This is a genomic window from Citrobacter sp. CK189 (assembly GCF_030333505.1).
Classification (GTDB): domain Bacteria; phylum Pseudomonadota; class Gammaproteobacteria; order Enterobacterales; family Enterobacteriaceae; genus Citrobacter_B; species Citrobacter_B koseri.
The window spans coordinates 556,766-581,637 of the sequence record NZ_JAOWFV010000038.1; the positions used below are offsets into that span (position 1 = coordinate 556,766).

Annotated in this window: 26 protein-coding genes, 1 pseudogene and 1 other annotated feature; of the genes and pseudogenes, 10 read left to right on the forward strand and 17 right to left on the reverse strand. The window is 53.3% G+C overall.

The features are described 5' to 3' along the window. The first annotated feature begins 128 nt into the window (after nucleotides 1–128). Together ugd and wzzB are read left to right on the forward strand one after the other, a co-directional pair. Complete coding sequence (gene ugd, locus OGV83_RS12500) at nucleotides 129–1,295, forward strand: UDP-glucose 6-dehydrogenase (protein WP_049009125.1); 1,167 nt, start codon at nucleotides 129–131, stop codon at nucleotides 1,293–1,295. Between the two features lie 146 nt (nucleotides 1,296–1,441). Then, complete coding sequence (gene wzzB, locus OGV83_RS12505; RefSeq protein WP_047462644.1) at nucleotides 1,442–2,425, forward strand: LPS O-antigen chain length determinant protein WzzB; 984 nt, start codon at nucleotides 1,442–1,444, stop codon at nucleotides 2,423–2,425. Nucleotides 2,426–2,504: 79 nt separating this feature from the next. Here the strand turns inward: wzzB and hisIE are convergent, their stop codons facing one another. The 9 genes from hisIE to hisL all read right to left on the reverse strand — a co-directional run bounded on the left by hisIE (nucleotide 2,505) and on the right by hisL (nucleotide 9,740). Continuing rightward, nucleotides 2,505–3,116 (reverse strand): bifunctional phosphoribosyl-AMP cyclohydrolase/phosphoribosyl-ATP diphosphatase HisIE, encoded by a 612-nt coding sequence (gene hisIE, locus OGV83_RS12510; protein ID WP_047462646.1) that lies wholly within the window; start codon nucleotides 3,114–3,116, stop codon nucleotides 2,505–2,507. After that, nucleotides 3,110–3,886, reverse strand: a complete 777-nt coding sequence (hisF, locus tag OGV83_RS12515; protein ID WP_012131735.1) for an imidazole glycerol phosphate synthase subunit HisF — start codon at nucleotides 3,884–3,886, stop codon at nucleotides 3,110–3,112. The genes hisIE and hisF overlap by 7 nt, the downstream gene beginning before the upstream one ends. Beyond that, nucleotides 3,868–4,605 (reverse strand): 1-(5-phosphoribosyl)-5-[(5-phosphoribosylamino)methylideneamino]imidazole-4-carboxamide isomerase, encoded by a 738-nt coding sequence (gene hisA / locus OGV83_RS12520; RefSeq protein ID WP_012131736.1) that lies wholly within the window; start codon nucleotides 4,603–4,605, stop codon nucleotides 3,868–3,870. Before hisA ends, hisF begins: the two co-directional genes overlap by 19 nt. Beyond that, the gene (gene hisH, locus OGV83_RS12525) at nucleotides 4,605–5,195 is read right to left on the reverse strand and encodes an imidazole glycerol phosphate synthase subunit HisH (RefSeq protein ID WP_071258894.1); all 591 of its coding nucleotides are present in this window, start codon (nucleotides 5,193–5,195) and stop codon (nucleotides 4,605–4,607) included. The genes hisA and hisH overlap by 1 nt, the downstream gene beginning before the upstream one ends. Next, the gene (gene hisB, locus OGV83_RS12530) at nucleotides 5,195–6,262 is read right to left on the reverse strand and encodes a bifunctional histidinol-phosphatase/imidazoleglycerol-phosphate dehydratase HisB (RefSeq protein ID WP_047462654.1); all 1,068 of its coding nucleotides are present in this window, start codon (nucleotides 6,260–6,262) and stop codon (nucleotides 5,195–5,197) included. Before hisB ends, hisH begins: the two co-directional genes overlap by 1 nt. Further along, the gene (hisC, locus tag OGV83_RS12535; protein ID WP_071258892.1) at nucleotides 6,259–7,338 is read right to left on the reverse strand and encodes a histidinol-phosphate transaminase; all 1,080 of its coding nucleotides are present in this window, start codon (nucleotides 7,336–7,338) and stop codon (nucleotides 6,259–6,261) included. Before hisC ends, hisB begins: the two co-directional genes overlap by 4 nt. Beyond that, on the reverse strand, nucleotides 7,335–8,639 hold the full coding sequence (gene hisD, locus OGV83_RS12540) for a histidinol dehydrogenase (RefSeq protein WP_071258890.1): 1,305 nt from the start codon (nucleotides 8,637–8,639) through the stop codon (nucleotides 7,335–7,337). The genes hisC and hisD overlap by 4 nt, the downstream gene beginning before the upstream one ends. 5 nt (nucleotides 8,640–8,644) lie before the next feature. Continuing rightward, on the reverse strand, nucleotides 8,645–9,544 hold the full coding sequence (gene hisG / locus OGV83_RS12545) for an ATP phosphoribosyltransferase (protein WP_024130200.1): 900 nt from the start codon (nucleotides 9,542–9,544) through the stop codon (nucleotides 8,645–8,647). 45 nt (nucleotides 9,545–9,589) lie between these two features. Then, nucleotides 9,590–9,714, reverse strand: a sequence feature (His leader region). Then, nucleotides 9,690–9,740, reverse strand: coding sequence for a his operon leader peptide (gene hisL / locus OGV83_RS12550; protein WP_001364200.1), 51 nt, complete (start codon nucleotides 9,738–9,740; stop codon nucleotides 9,690–9,692). Its footprint overlaps the feature before it by 25 nt. 175 nt (nucleotides 9,741–9,915) lie before the next feature. Between hisL and OGV83_RS12555 the strand changes: the two genes are divergently transcribed. The 4 genes and pseudogenes from OGV83_RS12555 to OGV83_RS12570 all read left to right on the forward strand — a co-directional run bounded on the left by OGV83_RS12555 (nucleotide 9,916) and on the right by OGV83_RS12570 (nucleotide 13,341). Next, nucleotides 9,916–10,740, forward strand: a complete 825-nt coding sequence (locus tag OGV83_RS12555; protein ID WP_049009132.1) for an SDR family oxidoreductase — start codon at nucleotides 9,916–9,918, stop codon at nucleotides 10,738–10,740. Nucleotides 10,741–10,781: 41 nt separating this feature from the next. Next, nucleotides 10,782–11,766 (forward strand): annotated as a pseudogene (locus tag OGV83_RS12560) (LysR family transcriptional regulator). Nucleotides 11,767–11,927: 161 nt separating this feature from the next. Then, nucleotides 11,928–11,990, forward strand: a complete 63-nt coding sequence (gene yoeI, locus OGV83_RS12565) for a membrane protein YoeI (RefSeq protein WP_099433339.1) — start codon at nucleotides 11,928–11,930, stop codon at nucleotides 11,988–11,990. Then, nucleotides 11,980–13,341, forward strand: a complete 1,362-nt coding sequence (locus OGV83_RS12570) for an APC family permease (protein ID WP_024130202.1) — start codon at nucleotides 11,980–11,982, stop codon at nucleotides 13,339–13,341. The genes yoeI and OGV83_RS12570 overlap by 11 nt, the downstream gene beginning before the upstream one ends. 263 nt (nucleotides 13,342–13,604) lie before the next feature. Here the strand turns inward: OGV83_RS12570 and sbcB are convergent, their stop codons facing one another. Continuing rightward, a complete protein-coding gene (gene sbcB / locus OGV83_RS12575) occupies nucleotides 13,605–15,029 on the reverse strand; it encodes an exodeoxyribonuclease I (RefSeq protein ID WP_071258884.1) in 1,425 nt (474 codons plus the stop codon). A gap of 224 nt (nucleotides 15,030–15,253) precedes the next feature. Between sbcB and dacD the strand changes: the two genes are divergently transcribed. From dacD to OGV83_RS12595, 4 genes are all read left to right on the forward strand, one after another. Beyond that, nucleotides 15,254–16,426 (forward strand): serine-type D-Ala-D-Ala carboxypeptidase DacD, encoded by a 1,173-nt coding sequence (gene dacD / locus OGV83_RS12580; RefSeq protein ID WP_081353208.1) that lies wholly within the window; start codon nucleotides 15,254–15,256, stop codon nucleotides 16,424–16,426. Between the two features lie 248 nt (nucleotides 16,427–16,674). Next, nucleotides 16,675–17,142 carry a DNA gyrase inhibitor SbmC gene (gene sbmC / locus OGV83_RS12585; protein ID WP_071258880.1) on the forward strand — a complete coding sequence of 156 codons (468 nt, stop codon included), beginning with the start codon at nucleotides 16,675–16,677 and terminating at the stop codon, nucleotides 17,140–17,142. 143 nt (nucleotides 17,143–17,285) lie between these two features. Beyond that, nucleotides 17,286–18,344, forward strand: coding sequence for an FUSC family protein (locus OGV83_RS12590; RefSeq protein WP_012131751.1), 1,059 nt, complete (start codon nucleotides 17,286–17,288; stop codon nucleotides 18,342–18,344). Between the two features lie 172 nt (nucleotides 18,345–18,516). Further along, nucleotides 18,517–18,852, forward strand: a complete 336-nt coding sequence (locus OGV83_RS12595) for a DUF496 family protein (RefSeq protein WP_024130204.1) — start codon at nucleotides 18,517–18,519, stop codon at nucleotides 18,850–18,852. Nucleotides 18,853–18,885: 33 nt separating this feature from the next. Here the strand turns inward: OGV83_RS12595 and OGV83_RS12600 are convergent, their stop codons facing one another. The 7 genes from OGV83_RS12600 to OGV83_RS12630 all read right to left on the reverse strand — a co-directional run bounded on the left by OGV83_RS12600 (nucleotide 18,886) and on the right by OGV83_RS12630 (nucleotide 24,872). Further along, nucleotides 18,886–19,752 carry an L-threonine kinase gene (locus OGV83_RS12600; RefSeq protein WP_286463716.1) on the reverse strand — a complete coding sequence of 289 codons (867 nt, stop codon included), beginning with the start codon at nucleotides 19,750–19,752 and terminating at the stop codon, nucleotides 18,886–18,888. A gap of 92 nt (nucleotides 19,753–19,844) precedes the next feature. Then, nucleotides 19,845–21,059: an acetate/propionate family kinase gene (locus tag OGV83_RS12605; protein ID WP_286463718.1), complete on the reverse strand. Its 1,215-nt coding sequence runs from the start codon at nucleotides 21,057–21,059 to the stop codon at nucleotides 19,845–19,847. Next, on the reverse strand, nucleotides 21,044–21,496 hold the full coding sequence (gene pduV / locus OGV83_RS12610) for a propanediol utilization protein PduV (protein WP_115625690.1): 453 nt from the start codon (nucleotides 21,494–21,496) through the stop codon (nucleotides 21,044–21,046). The genes OGV83_RS12605 and pduV overlap by 16 nt, the downstream gene beginning before the upstream one ends. A 4-nt stretch (nucleotides 21,497–21,500) precedes the next feature. Beyond that, entirely contained in the window at nucleotides 21,501–21,851 is a 351-nt protein-coding gene (gene pduU / locus OGV83_RS12615; RefSeq protein WP_047462685.1) for a propanediol utilization microcompartment protein PduU, read from the reverse strand. After that, a complete protein-coding gene (pduT, locus tag OGV83_RS12620; protein ID WP_012131757.1) occupies nucleotides 21,851–22,405 on the reverse strand; it encodes a propanediol utilization microcompartment protein PduT in 555 nt (184 codons plus the stop codon). The genes pduU and pduT overlap by 1 nt, the downstream gene beginning before the upstream one ends. 2 nt (nucleotides 22,406–22,407) lie before the next feature. Then, nucleotides 22,408–23,763, reverse strand: coding sequence for a 4Fe-4S dicluster domain-containing protein (locus OGV83_RS12625; protein WP_286463720.1), 1,356 nt, complete (start codon nucleotides 23,761–23,763; stop codon nucleotides 22,408–22,410). Then, nucleotides 23,760–24,872, reverse strand: a complete 1,113-nt coding sequence (locus OGV83_RS12630; RefSeq protein ID WP_012131759.1) for a 1-propanol dehydrogenase PduQ — start codon at nucleotides 24,870–24,872, stop codon at nucleotides 23,760–23,762. Before OGV83_RS12630 ends, OGV83_RS12625 begins: the two co-directional genes overlap by 4 nt.

The window sequence follows — 24,872 nt, forward strand, 5'->3', positions numbered from 1 at the left end:
TGATAAAGAAAATCTGAATTGTTTTAGCCTTCATTGACACAATATTCATTCAGGCGTTAAAACTTTTATATCTTATCAGGATGTATAAACATCATGATGCATAATTAAGTTAATTCTGAGAGCGTGAAATGAAAATCACCATTTCTGGAACCGGGTACGTTGGTCTGTCAAACGGTTTGCTTATCGCACAGCATCACCAGGTTACCGCGTTAGACATTATTCCCAAACGTGTAGAAATGCTAAATGATCGGATATCTCCGATTGTTGATAAAGAAATACAGCAATTTTTAGCGTCCGGGAATATTAATTTTGAAGCAACCTTAGACAAGGTATCCGCCTACCAAAATGCTGATTATGTCATTATTGCAACACCAACCGACTATGATCCAAAAACAAATTATTTCAACACATCAAGTGTAGAATCGGTTATTCAGGATGTGACAGAGATTAACCCATCGGCAGTGATGGTGATTAAGTCAACGGTGCCGGTTGGCTTCACCGCAACGATGAGTAAAAAATTTAATACGCAGAATATCATTTTCTCCCCCGAGTTCCTGCGCGAAGGTAAAGCGCTTTATGATAATTTGCATCCTTCGCGGATTGTGATTGGTGAACGCTCTGAGCGTGCGGAGCGATTCGCTGCTTTGCTACAGGAAGGCGCCATAAAACAGGACATACCAACCCTGTTTACCGATTCGACGGAAGCAGAGGCGATTAAGCTTTTTGCTAATACTTACCTTGCGATGCGTGTTGCTTACTTTAATGAGCTTGATAGCTATGCGGAAAGTTTAGGACTGAATACCCGACAAATTATTGAAGGTGTGTGTCTGGATCCTCGTATTGGCAATCATTACAACAATCCTTCATTTGGTTATGGCGGTTATTGTCTGCCGAAAGATACGAAGCAACTTCTGGCGAATTATCAGTCAGTGCCAAACAATATTATCTCCGCGATCGTGGATGCGAACCGGACGCGTAAAGATTTTATTGCAGATGCCATCTTGTCCAGAAAACCCAAAGTGGTGGGCATCTATCGTCTGATTATGAAGAGTGGTTCTGATAATTTCCGCGCGTCTTCAATTCAGGGGATTATGAAGCGTATCAAAGCTAAAGGTGTGGAAGTTATTATTTACGAACCGGTTATGAAGGAAACGTCGTTCTTTAATTCCCGCCTTGAACGTGATTTGAATACGTTTAAACAGCAGTCCGACGTGATTATCTCCAATCGCATGGCGTCTGAACTGCTGGATGTTCAGGACAAAGTTTATACACGCGATCTCTTTGGCAGTGATTAACCTTCTGTTATTGGGGCTACAATAGCCCCTGATTGGCTATCAAAGTATTTGAAATAATCCGTAAATTTTATCAATAATCCTATAGCATTAACGATGTTTATGACTACACTGTCTCCAGCTTAAGCATTTTCTTAGTTAGGGTACTGATGACAGTGAACAATAACAATGCTACCGGGCGCAGTAATGACCCGGAACAGATTGATTTGATTGATTTAGTGATGCAATTGTGGCGCGGAAAAATGACAATCTTTGTGTGTGTCATTGTCGCAATTCTATTGGCTGTTGGTTACATCCTGGTAGCGAAAGAGAAATGGACCTCTACCGCCATTATCACCCAGCCGGATGTGGGGCAGATTGCCACTTATAATAATGCGATGAGCGTTTTGTATGGCGATAACGCTCCGAAAGTTGCGGATATTCAGACTGGCTTTATCGGTCGCTTTAGCTCCGCCTTTTCCGCATTGTCAGCAGCTCTGGATAATCAGGAAGAACCTGAAGAATTAACTATTACTCCTTCTGTTAAGGGTCAATCATTGCCGTTGGCTGTTTCTTACGTTGGAGAGTCTGCGGAAGGGGCGCAGCGCCAGCTGGCAGAGTATATCCAGCAGGTAGATGAGAGCGTTGCGAAAGAACTGGACGCGGATCTGAAAGATAACATCAAGTTGCAGACAACTACGCTTGAGGACTCGTTAAAAACGCAGGAAGTGGTCGCGCAGGAGCAAAAAGATTTGCGTATCAAGCAAATTCAGGAAGCATTGCGTTATGCGGAGCAGGCGAATGTGATAAAGCCACAAATTCAGCAAACTCAGGATGTCACCCAGGACAGTATGTTCCTTCTTGGTAGTGATGCGCTGAAATCAATGATTGAACATGAATCCACGCGTCCGCTGGTTTTCTCTGGGGCCTACTATCAGACCAAGCAAAATTTGCTGGATATCGGAAATCTGAAAATCGAAACCGCATCCATTCACGCCTACCGTTACGTCATGAAGCCGACGCTGCCGGTTCGTCGTGACAGTCCGAAAAAGGCAATTGTGCTGGTCCTGGCGGTGCTACTGGGCGGGATGATTGGTGCAGGTGTGGTGCTGGGGCGTAATGCTCTGCGCGACTACAGAGAGAAAGCGCAGTAATTTATTGTTATCCTGGATGGCTCTACGCTTATCCGACCTACAAAAAACCGGGCATTGCCCGGTTTTTTCGCATCAGAAGCTATTGATGACGCTTACGTAAATTCTCAATGACGGTCGTTAAATCAAGGTCCTGGTCCTGTAGCAGCACCAGCAGGTGGTACATCAGGTCGGAGGCTTCATTGGTCAGCTCAAAACGGTCATGTACCGTTGCGGCCAGCGCGGTCTCGACACCTTCTTCACCCACTTTCTGCGCGATACGCTTGGTGCCGCTGGCGTAAAGTTTCGCCGTGTAAGAGCTTGCCGGATCGGCAGTTTTACGCTCGGCTAACAGTTGCTCAAGTTGATACAGGAATAACCACTGATGGCTGGCATCCCCAAAGCAGCTGCTGGTGCCTTTGTGGCAGGTTGGTCCAATTGGATTGGCCAGCACCAGCAGTGTGTCGTTATCACAATCCGGCGCAATGCGGACTACCTTCAGGAAGTGGCCGGATGTTTCGCCTTTGGTCCACAAACGCTGCTTGGTTCGTGAGAAGAAAGTGACGTTGCCGCTTTCGATTGTTTTATCCAGCGCTTCAGGGGTCATGTAACCCAGCATTAACACTTCACCGGATACCGCATGTTGCACGACAACCGGCATTAATCCGTCGGTTTTTTCCCAGTCGAGCTCGCGGCGCTGTTGCTCTGTTAACATATCCTGATCTCCACGCCCTGTGCTTCCAGGTACGCTTTTAATTCACCAATATTAATAATCTGTTTGTGGAAGACGGAGGCAGCAAGCGCCCCGTCGACATCGGTATCGCGGAAGGCTTCAAGGAAGTGCTCCATCGTGCCCGCGCCGCCGGAGGCAATCAGCGGTACATGACAGACGTCACGGACTTTTTTCAGTTGCTCCAGATCGTAACCGTTACGCACGCCGTCCTGATTCATCATGTTAAGCACGATTTCACCGGCCCCGCGTTTTTGCACTTCCTGCACCCAGTCGAGAGTTTCCCACTGCGTCACGCGGGTACGGCTTTCATCGCCGGTATACTGGTTGACGTGATACTTGCCGGTTTCGGCATCAAACCAGGTATCAATGCCCACGACGATGCACTGTACACCAAAGCGGTCAGCAAGACGGGTGATCAGCGTTGGGTCGGCCAGCGCAGGGGAGTTGATGGAAATTTTATCAGCGCCGAAAGAGAGGATTTTAGCGGCGTCATCAATAGACCTGATGCCACCCGCGACACAGAATGGAATGTCGATCACTTCCGCGACGCGCGACACCCAACTCTTATCAACCACGCGCCCGTCACTGGAAGCGGTAATATCATAGAACACCAGCTCGTCTGCGCCTTCATCGGCATAGCGTTTTGCCAGCGGGACGATATCGCCGATGATTTCATGATTGCGGAACTGTACGCCTTTTACCACCTGACCATCGCGTACGTCCAGGCAAGGGATTATACGTTTTGCCAGCATTGGATGGCCTCCTTAACGGTGAATTTACCTTCCAGTAGGGCGCGGCCGACAATCACGCCGCGAACGCCCGTGCCGCGCAGAGCGGCCACGTCCTCAATCCCGCCAATTCCGCCGGAAGACTGAAAGGCGACCTGCGGATATTTCGCGCACACTTCGTCATACAGCGAGACGTTGGAACCCGCCAGCGTGCCGTCACGGGAGATATCGGTGCACAGTACATGCTTCAGGCCAACCGGCAGATAAGTCTCGACCAGCTCTTCCAGCGAAACGCCGGAGTTTTCCTGCCAGCCGCTGACGGCAACCTGTTTGTTGCCCCGATCATCAATACGCACATCCAGCGCCAGCACCAGCGCGTCAGCGCCAAAGCGCTCAAACCAGCCTTTGACCACCTCGGGAGATTTGACCGCCGTGGAGCCGACCACCACGCGGGCAACGCCTGCGTCCAGCAGCGCCGCAACATCGTCCTCAGTACGCACGCCGCCGCCAACCTGCACGGGCACGTTCACACCCGCGACCAGCGTTTTAATCAGCGGGATCTGCCGTCTGGCCGGATCTTTCGCCCCGGTCAAATCGACCAGATGCAGCACTTCGGCGCCCTGGGCGGCATAATCCCGCAGGCGGGGAAGGGGATCGTTACCGTAATCACGCTGCCGGGCGTAGTCGCCCTGATGGAGACGCACTACGGTGCCATCGATCAAATCTAATGCCGGAATAATCATCACATCTCCAGGAAGTTTTTCAGCAACTGCGCGCCAGCGGCGCCGGAGCGTTCCGGGTGGAACTGCACGCCGAAGAAATTGTCTTTTTGCACTGCCGCAGTGAAGGGTTCGCCGTAGTTGCATTGAGCAATGGTCCACGGATTGACGGGCATAGCGTAGCTGTGAACAAAGTAGAACCAGGCGCCATCTTCAATGCCCTGGAAAAGACGATTACCCGCCTGCGGGTAAACGCGGTTCCAGCCCATATGCGGAAGCGGCAGGCCAAAATCGGTCATCTTCGGGACGTCCTGGTCAATAATGCCCAGAAGGTCGACGCCGTTAGTCTCTTCACTGTGGCGCCCGAGGATCTGCATGCCTAAACAAATTCCCAGAACGGGCTGAGTACAAGCCTTAATCAATTCGACAAGCTCACGCTCGCGCAACTGATCCATCGCCGCCTGGGCGGTTCCCACGCCGGGCAGGAAGAGTTTGTCAGCTTTTAAGACGACCTCCGGGTCGCGGCTGACCTGCGGATCATAACCGTGGCGCGCCACGGCGGATTTCACCGAGTTCAGGTTGGCGCAGCCGGTATCAAGGATGACGACGTTCATCACAGCACTCCTTTAGAAGAAGGCAGCGTGTCGCCTTCTACCCGAATGGCCTGGCGCAACGTGCGGCCAAACGCTTTAAACAGGCTTTCTACACGGTGGTGATCGTTTTTACCTTTGGTCTTCAGGTGCAGCGTCACGCCCATGGTGTAGGAGAGCGAGCGGAAGAAGTGTTCAACCATCTCGGTGCTCAGATCGCCCACGCGCTGATAGGTAAACTCGGCTTTATATTCCAGGTGCGGGCGCCCGGAGATATCCAGTGCGCAACGCGCCAGGCATTCGTCCATCGGCAGCACAAAACCAAAGCGGTTGATGCCGCGCTTATCGCCCAACGCCAGTTTTAGCGCCTCACCCAGCGCCAGACCGGTATCTTCTACCGTATGGTGATCGTCAATATAGAGGTCGCCCTTGACCGCGATCTCCATACGGAAACCGCCATGCGTGGCGATCTGATCGAGCATATGGTCAAAAAAGCCCACGCCGGTATTGATCTTGCTGCCGCCTTCGCGATCCAGCCACACCTTGACGTCAATTTGCGTTTCTTTGGTATTGCGCTCAACGTGGGCATAGCGGTCGCGTTTTGTCAGCTGCTCACCAATCATCGTCCAGTTCAGGGTTTCACGGTTATAACGTAACCCGTTAATACCCATGTTTTCGGCCAACTGGATGTCGGTAGCGCGATCGCCAATCACGTAGCTGTTGGCGCTATCCATCGCCTGTTCAGCCAGATAACGTTCAACCAGCTTTACCTTCGGCTTACGGCAGTCGCACTCATCTGCTGGCAGGTGCGGGCAGATCAGCACTTCATCAAACAGTACGCCCTGGGAGGTGAAAACCTGCATCATCAGGTCGTGCGGGCCGTCGAAGTCTGCCTGCGGGAAGCTCTGCGTTCCCAGCCCGTCCTGGTTGGTGATCATCACCAGCTTAAAGCCGGCTTTTTGCAGCTTCAGCAGAACCGGCACCACGTCCGGTTCAAAGGCGAGTTTGTCAAAACGATCCACCTGAAAATCACTCGGTGGTTCGGCAATCAGGGTTCCATCACGGTCAATAAAAAGATACTTCTGGCTCATACTTGCTCCGCACGTAAGGCGTCAATGACGCGCTGGCTTTCTTCGCGGGTTCCAACAGTGATACGCAGACAGCCGCTTAAAGAAGGTTGTTTATTCTGATCACGTAAGATAATGCCCTGATCCCACAGAGATTTAAACACGCTACTTGACGCGGTAAAACGTGCCAGAATGTAGTTGGTTTCTGAATCGAACACCTGTTCTACGCAGGCAATCTCTTTCAGCGCATTAACCAGATACTGACGTTCCAGCAGAATCTGCGCCACACGTTCGCGCATCGCGTTGACGCCTTGCGGCGTCAACGCCTGAGCGGCAATATTGGCGACCGGCGTAGAGAGCGGGTAGGGGGCGATGACTTTCAGCAGCAGGCTGATGACCTCTTCATTCGCCAGCGTAAATCCGCAGCGCAGACCGGCGAGCGCAAAGGCTTTGGAGAGCGTGCGCAGCACCACCAGATGCGGGTATTCAGAGAGCCAGCCAGCCAGCGTCGCCTGTGGGCAGAATTCAATATAGGCTTCATCCGCCACCACAATGGCGTTGCCGCGCGTCATTTCCAGCAGAGTACGTAAATCCTGTGGATTGATAAGCTGCCCGGTCGGGTTGTTGGGGCTGCATACAAACACCACTTTAACGCCGTCGAGTTTATCGGCGATGCCCCGCAGATCCAGCTGCCAGTTTTCCAGCGTCGGAACCGTCCGGCATTCAACGCCAATAGTTTCCGCGCTGACGCTGTACATGCCGTACGTTGGCGGACAATAGAGAATCGCATCTTTCCCCGGTTCGCAGAATGCGCGAATCAGCAGTTCAATACCTTCGTCTGCGCCACGGCTGACCAGCACCTGCCCGGGGTTCACTCCGGCGTACTGCGCATAATTTTCAATAACCGCTTTTGGCTGGCATTCCGGGTAGCGGTTGAGCGTTTGCTGAGTCAGCTGAAACTCCACCGCCGTCGGGAACTCATTGGCATTCAGCCAGACATCGCCATTACCGCCCAGACGGCGAGCGGACTGGTACGGCGTCAGGTTGCGAACGTTTTCCCGGGCTAAGTCGGTGACGCTGCGGGTATTTTCAGTGCTCATGCTTGCTCCTTAAGGGCGTTAACGCGCAGGGTGACAGCATTTTTGTGGGCGGTCAGCCGTTCTGCCGCAGCCAGCGTTTCAATGGTGGATGCCAGTGCGGAGAAACCTGCCTGCGACAATTCCTGAACGGTCATGCGTTTCTGGAAATCCGCCAGACCGAGGCTGGAGCAGGTGGCGGTATAACCATAGGTCGGTAGCACATGATTGGTGCCGGAAGCGTAGTCGCCTGCGGATTCCGGTGACCAGTCACCGAGAAAAACGGAACCCGCGCTGGTAATATCCTCCACCAGATCGCGCGCCTTGCGAGTCTGAATGATCAGGTGTTCCGGCCCATACTGGTTCGAGATGGCGACGCACTGGGCTAAATCTTTCGTCACGATCAGACGGCTGGCGCTTAATGCCTGACGCGCCGTTTCCGCACGCGGTAACTCCGCTAACTGGCGTTCGACGGCCTCCGCGACGTTCTGCGCAATACCGGCATCCGGGGTCAGCAGGATGACCTGAGAATCCGGGCCGTGTTCCGCCTGAGAGAGCAGGTCAGACGCCACGAAATCTGGCGTGGCGCCGCTGTCGGCGATCACCAGCACTTCAGAAGGGCCGGCAGGCATATCAATTGCCGCGCCGTCGAGACGCTGGCTGACCTGGCGTTTCGCCTCGGTGACAAACGCGTTGCCGGGGCCAAAAATTTTGTCCACTTTTGGCACGGATTCGCTGCCGAACGCCAGAGCGGCAATGGCCTGGGCACCGCCGACGTTGAAGATTTCCTGCACGCCGCACAGCTGCGCAGCGTAAAGGATTTCATCCGTGATAGGCGGTGGTGAGCACAGCACCACTTTTTTGCATCCGGCAATACGCGCGGGCGTGGCGAGCATTAATACGGTGGAGAAGAGCGGGGCAGAGCCGCCCGGGATATACAGGCCGACAGATGCGACAGGGCGCGTCACCTGCTGACAGCGAACGCCGGGCTGGGTTTCAACATCTACTGCCGGTAGTTTTTGCGCATTGTGGAAGGTTTCGATGTTTTTTACCGCTACCGCCATCGCCTGTTTGAGATCGTCGCTCAGACGCGCGCTGGCCGCGGCAATCTCTTCGGCGGACACTTTCAGCGCTGCGACGTTCGTTTTATCAAACTTCGCGCTGTATTCACGCAGGGCATCATCACCGCGTGATTTCACATTATCCAGGATCTCTGCGACGGTACGGGTAATGCTGTCGGAGGCGGAAATAGCCGGACGCATCAGCAATTCACGCTGCTGTTCAGTATTGCAGCTATTCCAGTCGATGATTGTATTAAAGCTCATGGCCGTCACTCCATCATCTTTTCAATTGGCAGCACCAGAATAGAGCTGGCGCCGAGCGCTTTCAGTTTTTCCATCGTTTCCCAGAACAGGGTTTCGCTGCTGACCATGTGCATGGCGACGCGCTGCTGATCGCCTGCCAGCGGCAGAATGGTTGGACGCTCTGCGCCCGGCAGTAACGCGATGACTTCTTCCAGACGCTCGCTTGGCGCATGCATCATGATGTATTTGGATTCACGCGCCTGAATAACGCCCTGAATACGGGTCAGCAGTTTGTCAATAAGCTGTTGTTTGGCTTCGGCCATTTCGCCGTCACGCTGGATCAGGCAGGCTTTAGAACGGTAAATCACCTCGACTTCACGCAGACCGTTGGCTTCCAGCGTCGCTCCGGTAGACACCAGATCGCAGATGGCATCGGCCAGACCCGCACGCGGAGCGACTTCAACAGAACCGTTTAACAGACAGGATTTAAACGACACGCCTTTCTGATCCAGATAACGCTTAAGCAGGTGCGGGTAAGAGGTAGCGATACGCTTGCCGTCAAGGGAAGCCGGGCCGTCCCAGGCTTCATCGACGGCGGTGGCCAGCGAGAGGCGGCAGCCGCCGAAGTCGAGACGGCGCAGGGTGTAGTAGCGCGGGTCTTCGCCTTGCGCGCGGCGGCTCAACAGTTCTTCTTCCAGAACGTTTTCCCCGATGATCCCCAGATCGACAACGCCATCCATGACCAGGCCGGGAATATCGTCATCACGCACGCGCAGAATATCAATCGGCATATTCTCCGCCATCGCAATCAGACGCTGGGTGTGCAGGTTGATTTTAATACCGCAGCGGGCCAGTAATTCGCGTGAATCATCGCTTAAACGGCCTGATTTCTGAATAGCTATGCGTAAACGGGTGTTATCTAACATTCTTTTTTCCTCTTTATCCTGTCTGAACCGGTCTGAATCGCGCACAAAAAAAAGCCCCCGGAAGAATGATCTTCCGGGGGCTTTCTCATGCGTTCATGCACCACTGGAAGATCTGAATGTCTTCCAGCACACATCGCCTGAAAGACTAGTCAGGATGATGGTGATGATGGTGGTGTTTAAATTGAACGCGTGTCATAAAATTCTCGATGAATGCTTATTCATTTGATGCCTTTTAACCTAAACCACTTTAGCGCCGGAAAGCAAGGGCTTTTTTTCATCATTAATTCATTTCATATTGAAGGTATGAATTGTCAGTCCCGGCGGGCTGGCGTAGCCTTAGATAAGATGGCGTTAAAGTCAGGAGAGAACGCATGAAAAAGGTCGCAATTGTCGGTTTAGGATGGTTAGGAATGCCGCTGGCGATGTCGCTGACGGCAAGAGGCTGGCAGGTTACTGGCACGAAAACCACGCAGGATGGCGTGGAAGCGGCCCGCATGAGCGGCATTGAGAGCTATCCGCTGCGCCTGGAACCTGAGCTGGTTTGCGAAACGGACGATCTTGATGCGCTGATGGATGTGGATGCTCTGGTCATTACGCTGCCCGCTCGCCGTAGCGGGCCAGGGGAAGATTTTTACCGCCAGGCAATACAGGAGGTGGTCGATAGCGCGCTGGCGTATCACGTTCCGCGTATCATTTTTACCAGTTCCACGTCAGTGTACGGCGATGTGCACGGCATTGTGAAAGAGACTACGCCGCGTAATCCCGTCACGGCGAGTGGGCGCATCCTGAAGGAACTCGAAGACTGGCTGCACAATCTGCCCGGCACCTCCGTCGATATTCTGCGTCTGTCCGGGCTGGTAGGGCCAGGACGACATCCGGGGCGTTTCTTTGCCGGTAAAACCGCGCCTGACGGTCAGCAAGGTGTGAATCTGGTCCACCTGGAAGATGTGATTGCCGCTATTACTCTGCTGTTACAGGCACCTAAAGGGGGACACATCTATAATATATGTGCGCCTTCGCATCCGGCGCGTAATGTGTTTTATCCGCAGATGGCGCGTTTGCTGGGTATGGAACCGCCGCATTTTCTGGAAAGCCAGAGTAACGATAAAGGCAAGATTATTGATGGCAGCCGGATTTGTAATGAACTCGGGTTTGAATACCAGTATCCCGACCCGCTGGTGATGCCGATGGAGTGACGCGCCAGCAGACTACCGCCATACACCGCAAGGGGGCGAGTATGAAACCACTGCTGGACGTTCTGATGATTCTCGATGCGTTAGAGAAAGAGGGGAGCTTTGCGGCGGCGTCGGCAAAATTGTTTAAGACGCCGTCAGCGCTCAGCTATACCGTCCATAAACTGGAAAGCGATCTGAATATCCAACTGTTGGATCGCAGCGGGCATCGGGCTAAGTTTACCCGCACCGGTCAGATGCTGCTGGAAAAAGGCCGGGAAGTTCTGCATACCGTGCGCGAACTGGAAAAGCAGGCCATCAAACTTCACGAAGGCTGGGAGAACGAACTGGTCATCGGCGTGGACGATACGTTTCCTTTTTCTCTCCTTACTCCCCTCATTGAATCCTTCTACCAACATCACAGCGTAACGCGCCTGAAATTCATAAACGGCGTGCTGGGCGGTTCCTGGGAGGCGCTGACGCAGGGGCGGGCGGATATCATCGTTGGCGCAATGCACGATCCACCCTACGCCAGTGGTTTCGGTTTTGCGCGTCTGGGAGAGCTTGAGCAGGTTTTTGCGATTGCCCCGCATCATCCACTGGTGCAGGAAGAAGAGCCGTTGAGTCGGCGCACAATAAAACGGTTCCGCGCGATTGTGGTCGGCGATGAGACGCATCCGGCATGTTCGGCAAGCGCGCAATTGCTTGATGATCAGGAAGCCATAACGGTTTTTGATTTTAAAACCAAACTGGAACTGCAAATCAGCGGCCTGGGATGTGGGTATTTACCGCGCTATCTGGCGCAACGCTTTCTGGACAGCGGTGCGCTTATTGAGAAGAACGTGGCGGCGCAGATCGCGTCGGAGCCGGTGTGGATGGGCTGGAACGAACAGACGGCCGGACTGGCCAGCGCGTGGTGGCGAGATAAAATTTTAGCAAATAGTGCTATTGCTGGCGTCTATACAATGGGGGATGCTGGGAAATCAAACAGTTAATAAAAAATATTTTTTGACGGGGCTCTCATTCTCTTGTCATTTCGCCTTAATTTAGTGCACAATGCGCCGCTTGCAAAAAATGACATTAACCGACGTTTTAATACGCGTCGGTTATTTTTTTGCATCAAACCAATCATTCAATAAAAGAGGCCGGGCTTCGTACCGGATAGATACTTACTAAAAACCGACAGTTGTTGTCGCTGAGGAATCCAGAAAATGGGGCAATTTTTTGCTTACGCGACGGCATTCGCCGTAAAGGGGAATGACCATGTCGCATAACGTTACTCCAAACACCTCTCGCGTGGAATTACGTAAGACGCTTACGTTGATTCCGGTTGTAATGATGGGTCTTGCCTATATGCAGCCGATGACGCTGTTCGATACATTTGGTATCGTCTCAGGCCTCACTGACGGTCACGTTGCGACGGCATATGCCTTTGCGCTGATCGCGATTCTTTTTACTGCGTTGAGCTACGGTAAACTGGTGCGTCGTTTCCCGTCCGCTGGCTCCGCGTACACTTACGCCCAGAAATCCATCAGCCCGACCGTAGGCTTTATGGTGGGCTGGTCATCGCTGCTGGACTACCTGTTCATGCCGATGATCAACATTCTGCTGGCGAAAATTTATTTTGAAGCGCTGGTGCCGACAGTGCCGTCGTGGATCTTTGTGGTGGCGCTGGTGGCCTTTATGACCATCTCTAACCTGCGCAGCATCAAGACCGTCGCTAACTTCAACACCCTGATTGTTATTCTGCAAATGGGGATTGTAGCGGTGATCGTCGGCCTGATTATCTACGGCGTGTCTCACGGCGAAGGTGCGGGTACGCTGGTAAGTTCCCGTCCATTCTGGTCTGAAGGCGCGCACGTTGTGCCGATGATTACCGGTGCGACAATCCTGTGCTTCTCGTTCCTCGGCTTTGACGGAATCTCTTCTCTGTCTGAAGAGACCAAAGATGCGGAGCGCGTTATTCCGCGCGCGATTTTCCTGACGGCGCTGATTGGCGGCCTGATCTTTATCGCGGCGTCTTACTTCCTGCAACTGTACTTCCCGGATATTTCGCGCTTTAAAGACCCGGATGCATCACAGCCTGAAATCATGCTGTACGTTGCGGGTAAAACCTTCCAGTGGGGCGTGCTGATTTTCTCCAGCGTGACCGTACTGGCATCCGGTATGGCGGCACACGCGGGCGTTTCCCGTCTGATGTACGTCATGGGTCGTGACGGCGTGTTCCCGACGCGTTTCTTCGGCTACGTTCATCCGAAATGGCGTACTCCGGCGTGGAACGTGCTGCTGGTTGGCGCGATCGCACTGCTGGCGATTAATTTCGATCTGGTTACGGCGACGGCGCTGATCAACTTCGGTGCGCTGGTGGCGTTTACCTTCGTGAACCTCTCCGTGATTTCCCAGTTCTGGATCCGTGAGAAGCGCAACAAGACGCTGAAAGACCACTTCAACTATCTGGTTCTGCCGGTGTGCGGCGCGCTGACTGTTGGCGCACTGTGGATCAACCTGGAAGAAAGCTCAATGACTCTGGGTCTGATCTGGGCGGGTATTGGCCTGGTGTATCTGGCTTGCGTGACCAAAAGCTTCCGCAATCCGGTACCGCAGTACGAAGATATCGCACAGTAATGAAATGACCTTTCACAGGTAAAAAACCGGAGACATGTTCTCCGGTTTTTTTATGCAAAAATCTGTAGGCCGGATAAGGTCATCGGCCGTTCTTCGGCACAACGCCAACGCCTGATGGCGCTTCGCTTATCAGGCCTACACTCCTCACTGTATGCAGGCCGGATAAGGCGTTTACGCTTCGCTTATCAGGCCTACACTCCTCACTGTTTGTAGGCCGGATAAGGCGTTTACGCCGCCATCCGGCAAAAGCGACGCGTGGCTCCTCAGACAATCTCTTCTGCGTACTGCCAGAGTGATTTCAGCAATGCCAGTTTCTCTTTGTCGTCAGCATATTGCTGATACAGCATCTGTAACTCTTCCGCATACCGTTGCAAAAACTCTGGCGTAAACACCTGACGACGATGCTCCAGCCAGCGTTGTTGTTCGGTTTCATCCAGCGTCCCAGGGAAGTTACGGGCGCGATAGTTGAACAGCAGTTTTTCAATCCGCTCATCGACAAACGTAATATCCAGCGCGGGCAAATTGCGCGGTTCGGTTTCCAGCACGATTTTCATGGCGGCACGATCGGCGTCGCTGAAAAAGCCATTGTATAGCTGCGCATCGACGTTTTCAGACGGCGTAAACGGCTCGGCCTCAGCGAAGATTGCCACAACCTTATCGCGTACCTGCGGATTATCGCGCAGCACTTTCAGGTTATCGAGACAGTGCTGACGGTTAATCCCCAGGCGATCGGCATCCTCCGGGCGGAGTGTATTAGCCTGAGCCAGCACCGGGCATTTATTGATGTGTACCAGTTTTACCGGAACTGAGGTGTTATCGCCGAGATCGGCTTTAGCGGTATATAACCGCTCGCGCAGGGTATCGCTGTCCAGCTCCAGTAATGGCGACATATCGCCCGCCAGATCCACCATAATGACCGCGTTGCGGTTTTCTGGATGCCAGGCCAGCGGCGCAACCCAACTGGTGTTGCCGCGCCAGGCGCCAAACATACCGGAGATATGCACTAGCGGTTTCATTTGCGGCACATCGATCAACGCCGCCAGTTTATGTTTGTTGCGATGCGTGTAAAGGTAGTCAAACAGACGCGGCTGGCGCGACTTCACCAGTTGCGCCATAGCGATGGTGGCGTACACGTCTGCCATTGCATCGTGCGCGTTGGCATGTTCGATCCCGTTGGCTTTGGTCAAGTGCTCAAGGCGGAAGCTGGGCAATCCGTCGTCATTTTCCGGCCAGTTTATGCCTTCCGGGCGCAGGGCATAGCAGGCGCGCATCACATCCAGCAAATCCCAGCGCGAGTTGTCGTGCTGCCAGCTCCAGGCATAGGGATCGTAGAAGTTGCGATACAAAATGTTACGCGTGACTTCATCATCAAAACGGACATTGTTGTAGCCGACGACACAGGTCTTTGGCACGGTGAACAGTGAATGAATACGTCTGGCAAAGTCAGCTTCGTTCTCTCCTTTGTCGCGCGCTTCCTGCGGCGTAATCCCGGTGATGAGCACAGCGCCTGGCTGAGGCAGGTAATCATCGGCGGGCTTGCAGTAAAAGACTTCAGGTTCGCCAATAATATTAAAGTCGCTATCCGTGCGGATGGCGGCAAACTGTGCGGGTCTGTCCAGCGCCGGGTGAGTCCCGAAGGTTTCGTAGTCATGGAACAGGAAGGTAGGGTGCTGCTTGCCGTCATTCATTGTTCAGTTCTATCCGTTACTGTGCGTTTGCGCGGTTCTGCGCAGCAGGGTATCAAATCCTGGCGGTGTTATCAGCTTCTGAGTCGTTATTGGGAGCGTTAAGGTTACGCTGCCCGGCACTGCATAGAAAAACGTGCGTTATGTCACATTTTCTTGCAATTTATCCCTGTTTGTTTATCAGAACTTCCGTAAAAAGAACGGCAAATTATGACTTTCCTGAGGAAATAGTGTTGAAACGCCGTTTGTTTATTGCCGCTTCACTTCTCGCGATGAATCTTTCTTCCGCTCTGGCTGCCGATGTGCCAGATTTTTCTCCCCAGCCTCCGGCCATTCAGGCAGGGTCATGGGTACTTATGGATTACACCACGGGTCAAATTCTGACCGCAGGTAATGAACATCAGCGGCGTAACCCGGCTAGCCTGACCAAGCTGATGACCGGCTATGTTGTCGATCGCGCTATCGACAGCCATCGTATTAGCCCGGACGATATCGTAACCGTTGGACGTGATGCCTGGGCCAAAGACAATCCGGTGTTTGTGGGATCTTCATTAATGTTTCTGAAACAAGGGGAGCGCGTTTCGGTTCGGGATCTCAGTCGGGGGCTGATTGTTGACTCTGGAAACGATGCCTGCGTTGCGCTGGCGGATTACATCGCCGGAGGGCAACCGCAGTTCGTCGCCATGATGAATCACTACGTTGAAACCCTGAAGTTGCAGGATACCCATTTTGAAACGGTACACGGACTGGATGCGCCAGGCCAGCACAGCTCAGCCTATGATCTGGCGGTATTGTCCCGCGCCATTATTCACGGTGAGCCTGAGTTTTATCATATGTACAGTGAAAAGAGCCTGACATGGAACGGTATTACCCAGCAGAATCGTAACGGACTGCTGTGGGATAAAACCATGAATATCGACGGGTTGAAAACCGGCCATACCTCCGGCGCGGGTTTTAACCTGATTGCCTCCGCCGTGGACGGGCAGCGTCGTCTTATCGCCGTTGTGATGGGTGCGGAAAGTGCGAAAGGGCGCGAAGATCAGGCTCGTAAGTTGTTGCAATGGGGGCAGCAAAATTTCGATACGGTACAAATTTTACGCAGTGGCAAACAGGTTGGCACGGAACGTATCTGGTACGGCGATAAAGAAAATATTGCTCTGGGCACCGAGCAGGATTTCTGGATGGCGCTGCCGAAAACCGAAATTCCGCATATTAAGGCCCGGTATACCCTTGATAAAAAAGAACTTGAAGCACCTATTGCCGCACATCAGCGGGTCGGTGAAATTGAGCTATACGATCGGGATAAACTGGTGGCGCACTGGCCTCTGGTGACGCTGGAGTCTGTTGGCAAAGGCGGCGTTTTTTCCCGACTGAGCGATTACTTCCACCATAAGGCGTAACCCCCTTTTCTGACACGGCAGACTGGTAAGAGTGCGAGTCTGCTCACATACTCATCATGATTTCCTTGTGACCTTTATATGCAAAATCTTATGCTGTGTTTATATACAGTATAAGATTTGCCGGAGGGGACATCGCTTCCTTATCCGGCGCTGACTTCAATGCATTATGGAATACCGTCGACCTGATACGCGCAGCGCCATCAGGTCGACGGTGTGCTATCAGTCTCAGTGAAACTATCGGAGGCAGTATGGACTACGAAATCAGGCAGACAGAGAAGCGTAATATCGCCGGTTTTCACATGGTCGGCCCGTGGGAAAAAACGGTGAAGCAAGGTTTTGAACAACTCATGATGTGGGTTGATGGGAATCAGGTTGTTCCGCTCGAATGGATCGCGGTTTACTACGATAATCCAGATGAGGTTCCGGCGGAAAAACTCCGCTGCGATACGGTGGTGTCTGTCCCGGATAATTTCACTATTCCGAAAAATAGCGAAGGCGTCATCCTGACGGAGATCGCCGGCGGGCAGTATGCGACAGCGGTGGCGCGCGTTGAGAATCATGATTTCGCGACGCCCTGGTATCAGTTTTTCAATAGCCTGTTACAGGACAATCACTACCAGATAGCGGCTAAACCGTGTTTTGAGGTCTATCTTAACAATGGAACGGAAGACGGGTACTGGGACATTGAAATGTATGTACCCGTACAGTCGAAATAGCCCTGTGTAAATTGTACGCAGTACCCGGCGGATAGGCGTCGTGACGGGGCAGTTTACGTGCGAGTCCTGTCCGCTATAGTGATATTTTCGCTGCAAAAGCGGGTACAATTCGTTTTTTGGTCATTTCCAGACGGAGTGCGTGAGTGCGGGCTGATAAATCGCTGAGTCCCTTTGAAATTCGTTTATATCGCCATTATCGTGTTGTACACGGCATTCGCATTGCGCTGGCGTTTATTCTCACTTTCCTGCTGGTTCGACTGTTCAACATCCCGGAAGGCACCTGGCCGCTGATCACACTGGTCGTCATTATGGGGCCGATCTCCTTTTGGGGGAACGTGGTTCCCCGTGCGTTTGAGCGCATCGGCGGCACGATTCTGGGATCGGTATTAGGTCTTGTAGCGTTACGTCTGGAGCTTTTTTCCCTCCCGCTGATGTTGATCTGGTGCGCTGCGGCAATGTTCTTGTGCGGTTGGCTGGCGTTAGGGAAAAAGCCGTATCAGGCTCTGTTGATCGGCATCACGCTCGCCGTGGTGGTAGGCGCGCCGGCAGGCGACATGAACACGGCATTGTGGCGCGGCGGGGATGTTATTTTAGGTTCGCTGCTGGCGATGCTGTTTACCGGCATCTGGCCACAACGCGCGTTTTTACACTGGCGTATTCAGATGGCGCATTGTGTGACGGCGTACAATCGGGTCTATCAGGCCGCGTTGTCGCCAAATTTGTTAGAGCGTCCCCGGCTGGAGAAGCATTTACAGAAACTGCTGAGCGACGTCGTCAAAATGCGTGGGCTGATTACGCCAGCCAGTAAAGAAACCCGCATTCAAAAGTCGATATTCGAAGCGATTCAAACCGTGAACCGCAATCTGGTCTGTATGCTTGAGCTGCAAATTAATGCGCACTGGGCATCTCGTGCCAGCCATTTTGTGATGCTGAATGCGCACACGCTGCGCGAAACGCAGCAAATGACGCAGCAAACGTTACTCACCATCGCCCATGCGCTGTTCGAAGGCAACCCGCAACCGGTACTGGCAAACACGGAAAAACTCAATGAGATTGTCGCGGAGCTGCGCCAGTTGATAAACGAGCATCATGGCAATACCGTGGCTGAAACGCCTATTCATGGCTATGTTTGGCTAAGTATGGAGACGGCGCGGCAACTGGAGCTGCTCTCCCATTTGATCTGCCGGGCATTGCGCAAATAAAAAGCAGATGACGCTCGTGATTCGGCTGCTGCTTCGATTCAGCACCGATTAAGGGTATGATACTGAAAAAGGATAAAACCATTGTCATCTGCAACGGCTAAAAGTAATGTTTACCCTAACGTATAGCGGTTGCTTAAACGAATCCGAATCTCACATTATCAGGGGTGTAAAAATGGAAACCAACAAGCCTTCTTTCCAGGACGTACTGGAATTTGTTCGTCTGTTCCGCCGTAAGAACAAACTGCAACGTGAAATCCAGGACGTCGAGAAAAAGATCCGTGACAACCAGAAGCGTGTTCTGCTGCTGGACAACCTGAGCGATTACATCAAGCCAGGTATGAGCGTTGAAGCGATCCAGGGCATCATCGCCAGCATGAAGAGCGACTATGAGGACCGCGTTGATGATTACATCATCAAAAACGCAGAAATCTCTAAAGAACGCCGCGACATTTCTAAAAAGCTGAAAGCGATGGGCGAAATGAAAAACGGCGACGCAAAAGCAGAGTAACAGCCTGTGGCAGTGGGGAACGCCGCGTGTTCCTCACTGCAATTCAACCCCGCCAGCGACCATCTTCAGCAAATGCTGATCGGGCCAGTGTTCCGTCAGTTTTCGTTGTGCGAGTTCCCACTTAATATGGTCAACGTCATGGCGCTGCCTGTCCAGCATCAGCCCGACAACGCTCCCGCTGTGCGCCACATTCAGACCGTATAAATCACATGCTTCCACCAGCGCCAGCAGGGCATCAAAGCCTGGTTTTGGTAACAGTTGTTGGCTGGCGATAGCGCTGAGCGTGGCGGCTTCCCCCATCCGACGAGGGTTTTGCGTTATGCAGGCTTCCTGCACTCTCTCCCATGCCTGCTGCAACATCGCCGCCCCCGCATGCAGACGTTCCAGTCGGGGGATGCGGTGATAATCCGCCGTGCGCAACGTTATTGGGCTTTCGAGGACTAAAAGATCAAGCTGTGGCTGCGCTTCACAAGCCATTTGCGTAGAAGCATCATTGTGATCGAAAAGCGTCAGTTGACGGAAAATGGTGCTGTCGGTGGGTTCAAGCGAAACACACAGATGTGCAAGCGTGGGTTCATCCAGCGTATGCCCCAGATGGTGTGCGGTTGCGACCGCCGTTGCCGCGATATCTGCGGTACTGCTGGCCATTCCTTTGGCGACGGGAATGGTGGAATGCACTGCGATCCGAATCTCCTGGCTCCACTGCGCAGGGTAGCGCCAGTATTCCAGTAGCCGATTGACCATTGCGCGTGAAAGGGGGCGCTCATCCGCAAGGGGAGCGCCCGAGCTTACTTCCACTGTGCTGTACCATTCGACAGGGCAGGAGACCAGTTTCTCACTGCCCAGAATCCAGCCCTGGATAAGTTCTCCGCATGACGCGGGGCATTGCGCAACAGCCACGTTTTCACCTTTCTGGTCAGCAATCCTCGGCGCATAGTGTCACGGCGATTGCGCTATTACCATGATTTTCCGCAAGTTGCAGTCGGGCAAAATCAGGCGGAAACGTCAAATGTGACCTTGTCACTTAACGCAATCCGCATCACATCTTGCGCGATCATAAGCTCTTCATTGGTATTAATGACCGCCACTTTCACCACTGCGTTTTCTGCCTGAATAAACGTAGCGTTGCGCAGGTTTTTTTCCTCATCAATACTCAGCCCCAGGAAATGCAGATTATGGCAGACCGCTGCTCTGGCACGGGCGGAGTTTTCGCCGATTCCACCGGTAAAAATGAGCGCATCCAGACCGCCCATTTGCATGATATAACTGCCGATTGTTGCGCGAATGCGCTCAGCAAATAGCGTAAGCGCAAGCGCCGCCCGGCGATTTCCGCCATCGGCGGCCTGCTCAACGTCGCGGTAATCATGCGAAACGCCGGAAATGCCCAGCAGCCCCGACTCATTGTTTAATAAATAATTAAGCTGCTGGGGCGTTTTCCCTTCACGTTCTGCAATCCAGGGCAGAATGGAGGGATCGATGTCTCCGCTACGGGTTCCCATCATCACGCCCGATTGCGGCGTAAATCCCATTGATGTATTGACGGATTGCCCCCCTTTGATAGCGCAAATGCTGCTGCCATTACCCAGATGGCAGCAAATAACGCGTAAGGCGCTGAGCGGGATGCCCAGTCTTTCAGCTAATGCCGTGCTGACATATTTATGGCTGGTACCGTGAAAACCATAGCGGCGAATACCCAGCTCGGCGTAATAACGCCAGGGCAGAGGGTAAATATAGGCCGACTCGTCCAGCGTCTGATGAAAGGCGGTATCGAATACGGCCACAGAAGGCGTTGAGGGTAACAACTGGCGAAAAATATGAATACCGAGCACGTTAACCGGGTTATGCAACGGGGCCAGTTCGGCAAGACGCTCAATTTGAGCGAGCGTTTCATCGGTCACGCGCGCCGAATCCTTAAAGAACTCTCCGCCGTGCGCCACGCGATGACCCACGCCGTCAATATCCTGTAAGGTATTAATGATGTGATGACTGAGGAGCTTCTCCAGCAGCAGGGTAACGGCTTCGCGGTGATCGGCGATGGGGGCCGTTTCCTGCCATTTTTGCGCGGATGTTTTCATTGTGACTCTGGCGTTCGCCATTCCGATACGTTCGATTAATCCCTGGCAGATCATTTCGCCCTGCGGCATTGCCAGCAACTGGAATTTTAGCGACGAGCTACCGGCGTTAATCGCCATTATTTTGTGAGACATAAGGGTTCCTTAGCACTCAGAAAAACAAACATTTCATCAATCCCGGATTTTATCAGCGCGCTGGTGACAAAAATTTTCTGCGCACCGGCTTGAATCAGCCAGTTCTCCACGCATGAGATACGTGACGAATCCGCCAAATCAGATTTGGTGACGATCCCAATAACGGGTCTGTTCATTGGGCCGGTAAAACCGGGGGAGAAGGGCGACCACGGCGCATCGGCATTAAGAACCAGCGCGATAATGTCGGCTTCACAGGCGCTTGCCAGCAGCGCGCTATACAGACAGCGGTTCTCCAGATATTCGCCTGGCGTATCGATCGTGCCGGGCGACCAGACAATAGCCTGTGTTTTCTGGTAATGAAGCGCTTCGCCGTTCAGACTCTGTGTAAGAGAGGTTTTCCCGCACTGGCTGGGGCCGATTAACATAATGCGTTTCATGGCGTTATGTCCGGGTAATTGGGCAGGCGGTAAAACGCATCATTTCTCCCAATGTTCTGGTCACCTGATTTAACGCATACTCGACGGCTGAGACATCGCCGGTCAGCACGACGGCCCCGGTGAAACGGTCAAGAAAACCAATCTCGACCGCGCCGGATTTGGTGGCGATATCGCAGGCAATAATCGAGGCTTCGCTGGGCGTAATGGTCAGGATCCCAATAGCGGACACCGCATCCGGCAGACCCAGTTTTTTAAAGAGATCTTTGCCTGGGTTAGCAATCAGATGCGCCAGCGTTACCTGTTTCCCGGGAACATACTCCTGGATCATGCGTTCCGTTGTCGGTTGCTTTTCCATTATCCCTCCACGATCTGTCGCCACATGGCTTCATGCGGACGGGGGATCACGGCGCGGTAAACCAGCAGTCCTTTTTCGCCTGCGCTTTCACTGGCTACCGTAACGGCGTTGTTGACATCGGAGACATCGCCAGCCACCACCATGTAACATTTTCCGCCAATACCGAACGCCATATGGACACGCACCAGCGTCACGTTGGAGGCTTTAACGGCGCGATCGGCGGCACTGATACAGGCCGCTACGCTCCAGGTTTCCACGATCCCTACGGCCTGACGTTGATCAACGCTGTTCAACCCGCTGACCGCAGGCAGCACGCTGGCATGAATATTAGGTAGCACCAGACTATCCACGAGCATGTCTGCGGCCAGCGATGTGCCCGTTTCGATGGCCTGCTGTACCGCACCGACATCGCCGCCCAGCATCAGTAAAAATTTACCCGGACAGATTGTTTTACTGACCAGTAAATTGACGCTGGCGCTTTTCAGCATGGCATCGCCTGCTTCCATTCCTTTAGCGATGCTGGTGAGTTCTAAAATACCTATAGCCTGAGACATGGTTAACCTCTTACAACCGTGATGGCGTGTTCAGTAATGTCGCTGACAATGCCGTCAATACTGGCGTGAACGGGAGCGCCTAACGCGCCAGATGGCATATCGGCGACACACTGTCCACGGACAACGCGTTCACCTTTTTGCACGCAGGGAACGGCGCTGGCGCCAATATGCTGACGCAAGAGTAGCGTCGTTTTGTCTGTTGAAGGGGCGACGTCCGTTAACGGCGCGTCGTGATACCAGTCGCTGAGCCCCAGTTTGGTAATCAATCGCTTAACCGGCACCAGCCGATATTTCGCCATTTCATCGGCGGGATTCAGCGGGCCTTCGTAACGAAGGTTTTGCGCCCGTAGCTCACGTTTCAGCATGCGGTTAATGCGCATGGGGGAGATCCCCACCGGGCATGCCACGCTTTCGCAAACGTTGCATTCTGAACACGTCAGCGCGCTAAGCAGGAGTTGCGGTGTCGCGGCCTGTTGATAGTTCACCGCGCGTACCAGTAAATGGGGAGATAACTCATGGCCGATCAAATGCCTGGGGCATAAATCAGTACATAACCGGCATTGCTCGCAAACGGTTTTTGCAACAGACAAAACGGTGCGTTCATCCTGCATTCGCCGCTGAATCAAGGGATGGTTTTTTGGTAACACCAACAGGCCGCCGGTGGTCTTTGTCACCGGTGAATCCAGCGATGCCACCAGGCTTCCCATCATGGGGCCGCCGTTAATCAATCCGGGGTCATCAACGGTGGCGCCGCCTGCAAGCGCTAAAACGTCGCGTAAAGACATACCGACAGGGACGGTGACGGTCAGCGGCCTCGCAACCGCGCCGTTAACGGTAAGAGTGCGGCGCGTTACGGGATACTGTTGTTCTACCGCACGGGCGATATTCAGTACGGTCTGAACATTATTGACCACCACGCCGACGCTCACCGGTAATGCCGCAGGCGGAACGCGTCGGCCTGTCGCCATCCAGATGGTCAGCACTTCGTCCCCGGCCGGGTAGACATCGGGTAAAATATGCAGCCTGATACTGGAAGGTAGCAGGGGGGTTAATGCCTCAATCGCATCGCGGTATTTTTCTTTTAACGCAATAATCCCCTCGCGTGCGCCGGTTGCCTTCATGGCGTACTGCACGCCGCGAATCAGGCGCGCGGGCTGCTGCGCCATTAATTGCTGATCAACCTTGAGCATCGGTTCACATTCAGCAGCATTAACCAAAAAGATCTCAACCTGCGCCTGTAGTTTGACGTGGGCGGGAAAACCCGCCCCCCCGGCGCCAACCACGCCCGCAGCACGTACTCGATCGCGTATGGTTTGCGCATCATAGCTATCCTGTTCAATGGCGCTGACGGTATTCATGACAACGCCTCAAGAAGTTCCCGGATCGCGCTGGCATCGGCGGTACGCGGGTTGGTTCTTAACGTCACATCAGCCAGCGCCGCCTGAACCATGACCGGGATTCGTTGTGAATACGCCTGTCGTCCCTCTTTAAGCGCCTGGGCGAATGAAGGAATTGCACACTGCGTTTTGAGCTGCTCAATCTGATGAATCAGCGCATTGAGGCATGACGTCTCGTTTGCGCTGGCGGGGCAGAGTTGACAGGCTTTAGCGAGTCTTGCGTATCGTTTTGCCGCCCGGGGATCGTGGGCGTTAAAGCGGATGACCGATGTCAGCAGCAGCGCATTGGCAAGCCCGTGCGGCAGATGAAACTGGCCGCCTAACTGATGGGCAATAGCATGGTTCAGCCCCAGTCCAGCTTGGCTAAACGCCATTCCCGCCAGCGTTGAGGCGTTGTGCATCTTCCCACGGGTAGCCAGACAATCCCCTTTCCTGACCGCAACGGGCAGATACTGAAAGACGATTTGCGCGGCTTTTTCCGCCAGCGCGTCAGTGAAGTCGCTGGCATGCGGAGACACATACGCTTCAAGCGCATGCGTCAGGACGTCCATCCCCGTGTTGGCGGTAATATTTGCCGGAACGGTGACAACCAGCGTCGGGTCGAGAATAGCCATATCTGGATACAACGCTTTATTAAATAACGGATATTTAATGCCCTTTTCTGGATCGCTAATGACGCATGCGCTGGTGACTTCGGAACCGGTGCCACTGGTGGTGGGAATTGCAACACAGGTTTCAATTTCGATGCCGAACTGACGGCTGAACCAGACGATGGCTTTTGCCGCGTCGAGCGCCGATCCCCCGCCAAAGCCGATGACTACATCCGGTCGCAGGGCATGCATCTGCGCAATACCTTGCACTACCGTACCGATGGTAGGGTCCGGGGTGATGTCGCTGAATATGCTGATGCGATTATCCGTTGGAAGGGCGTCGCGCAGCGTATTGATCAGCGGTGATTGCGCCAGAAATCCATCACAGATAATCCAGATATGACGGTTTGTAAAACGCGTCAGCACATCCAGACTTCCTCTGCCACTGTACAATCGGGTTGGTAGTGAAAACGTATTCAT

What these genes read in the sequence shown, in the direction of transcription:
- pduU (WP_047462685.1), bottom strand. Translation starts at nt 21,851, where the DNA reads ATGGAAAAGCAACCGACAACGGAACGCATGATCCAGGAGTATGTTCCC.
- pduT (WP_012131757.1), bottom strand. Translation starts at nt 22,405, where the DNA reads ATGTCTCAGGCTATAGGTATTTTAGAACTCACCAGCATCGCTAAAGGA.
- OGV83_RS12570 (WP_024130202.1), top strand. Translation starts at nt 11,980, where the DNA reads ATGTCGCATAACGTTACTCCAAACACCTCTCGCGTGGAATTACGTAAG.
- sbcB (WP_071258884.1), bottom strand. Translation starts at nt 15,029, where the DNA reads ATGAATGACGGCAAGCAGCACCCTACCTTCCTGTTCCATGACTACGAA.
- OGV83_RS12595 (WP_024130204.1), top strand. Translation starts at nt 18,517, where the DNA reads ATGGAAACCAACAAGCCTTCTTTCCAGGACGTACTGGAATTTGTTCGT.
- sbmC (WP_071258880.1), top strand. Translation starts at nt 16,675, where the DNA reads ATGGACTACGAAATCAGGCAGACAGAGAAGCGTAATATCGCCGGTTTT.
- ugd (WP_049009125.1), top strand. Translation starts at nt 129, where the DNA reads ATGAAAATCACCATTTCTGGAACCGGGTACGTTGGTCTGTCAAACGGT.
- hisD (WP_071258890.1), bottom strand. Translation starts at nt 8,639, where the DNA reads ATGAGCTTTAATACAATCATCGACTGGAATAGCTGCAATACTGAACAG.
- hisIE (WP_047462646.1), bottom strand. Translation starts at nt 3,116, where the DNA reads ATGTTAACAGAGCAACAGCGCCGCGAGCTCGACTGGGAAAAAACCGAC.
- OGV83_RS12625 (WP_286463720.1), bottom strand. Translation starts at nt 23,763, where the DNA reads ATGAATACCGTCAGCGCCATTGAACAGGATAGCTATGATGCGCAAACC.
- pduV (WP_115625690.1), bottom strand. Translation starts at nt 21,496, where the DNA reads ATGAAACGCATTATGTTAATCGGCCCCAGCCAGTGCGGGAAAACCTCT.
- hisB (WP_047462654.1), bottom strand. Translation starts at nt 6,262, where the DNA reads ATGAGCCAGAAGTATCTTTTTATTGACCGTGATGGAACCCTGATTGCC.
- OGV83_RS12630 (WP_012131759.1), bottom strand. Translation starts at nt 24,872, where the DNA reads ATGAATACGTTTTCACTACCAACCCGATTGTACAGTGGCAGAGGAAGT.
- hisG (WP_024130200.1), bottom strand. Translation starts at nt 9,544, where the DNA reads ATGTTAGATAACACCCGTTTACGCATAGCTATTCAGAAATCAGGCCGT.
- OGV83_RS12605 (WP_286463718.1), bottom strand. Translation starts at nt 21,059, where the DNA reads ATGTCTCACAAAATAATGGCGATTAACGCCGGTAGCTCGTCGCTAAAA.
- hisH (WP_071258894.1), bottom strand. Translation starts at nt 5,195, where the DNA reads ATGAACGTCGTCATCCTTGATACCGGCTGCGCCAACCTGAACTCGGTG.
- OGV83_RS12555 (WP_049009132.1), top strand. Translation starts at nt 9,916, where the DNA reads ATGAAAAAGGTCGCAATTGTCGGTTTAGGATGGTTAGGAATGCCGCTG.
- wzzB (WP_047462644.1), top strand. Translation starts at nt 1,442, where the DNA reads ATGACAGTGAACAATAACAATGCTACCGGGCGCAGTAATGACCCGGAA.
- hisF (WP_012131735.1), bottom strand. Translation starts at nt 3,886, where the DNA reads ATGCTGGCAAAACGTATAATCCCTTGCCTGGACGTACGCGATGGTCAG.
- hisA (WP_012131736.1), bottom strand. Translation starts at nt 4,605, where the DNA reads ATGATTATTCCGGCATTAGATTTGATCGATGGCACCGTAGTGCGTCTC.
- hisC (WP_071258892.1), bottom strand. Translation starts at nt 7,338, where the DNA reads ATGAGCACTGAAAATACCCGCAGCGTCACCGACTTAGCCCGGGAAAAC.